The 846-nt window shown below is 62.3% G+C and carries 1 protein-coding gene and 1 pseudogene; both read right to left on the reverse strand.

The genetic code is table 11. From position 1 onward, the window contains the following. A pseudogene (locus MKZ40_RS16805) lies at nt 1-269 on the reverse strand (IS3 family transposase); the annotation flags it as partial. Between the two features lie 26 nt (nt 270-295). Further along, complete coding sequence (locus tag MKZ40_RS16810; protein WP_217485978.1) at nt 296-796, reverse strand: transposase; 501 nt, start codon at nt 794-796, stop codon at nt 296-298. Nucleotides 797-846 lie beyond the last annotated feature (50 nt).

Here is an 846-nt window from a genome sequence, read left to right on the forward strand (position 1 = left end):
AGATAGCGGCCCTTGTCAGCCTGATCGGCCACGATGAAGGCCGGAGGGCGGCTTCGGTACTCTGGAGCGTTGCACAACGCCACGATCGCTTTTCGCTCCTCGGGAGATAGCTTGTTGGCCGGTTCCGGGCGATCGGCGTCGGGGCGGCGGTCCGCCGTCACTTCGCCTTCTGCGACCCAGCGGTAGTAGGTCCGCACGTTGATGCCCATCACCTGACAGGCCTTGGCCAGCCGAGCCCCGTCACGCTGGGCGTCTTGCACCAGGGTCACGATGCGCTGGCGATCCGGGAGGCTGGTCAGTCGTCCTCGTCGTGGGTCGTGCCCCAGATCGCCTCGGCTTTTTTTGACAGGGTCAACAGGGCCGCCGTCTCGGCGAGGGCCTTGTCCTTGCGGTGCAGCTCGCGCTCCAACTTACGGAGCCGCTTTTGCTCCGCCTTGCGAGCCTGGCGTTGTTGCTTGGCCTGCGCTGCCACGTCGTCGTTGGCGTTCATGCAGGCATCCCGCCAGGCTTCCACCTGCTCGGGGTAGAGCCCACGCTCGCGGCAATAGGCGCTGAGTTCGGCCTCGTTCATCGGGGCCGTCTCCAGGACGATCTGGAACTTCTCCTGACTGGTCCACTGGTCGGGCTGGGTGGAACGTGATGGCAAAACTTGTCCTCGCTCTCTGGCCTGTTTCCGCCAATTGTAGAGGGTTGTTGCAGTGATGCCTTCCTGTTTGGCCAATTCCGGGATGGTCATGCTCATAGGCGGCGCCATCTTCTTGAGGATGGCTTCCTTACGCTCTGTGGAATAACGCACGTTGATCACCTCTCAATCCGTTTAGGTGACAACTACGCTGGCAGATAAGG

This window comes from Cobetia sp. BMC6, assembly GCF_029991385.1.
Taxonomy (GTDB): domain Bacteria; phylum Pseudomonadota; class Gammaproteobacteria; order Pseudomonadales; family Halomonadaceae; genus Cobetia.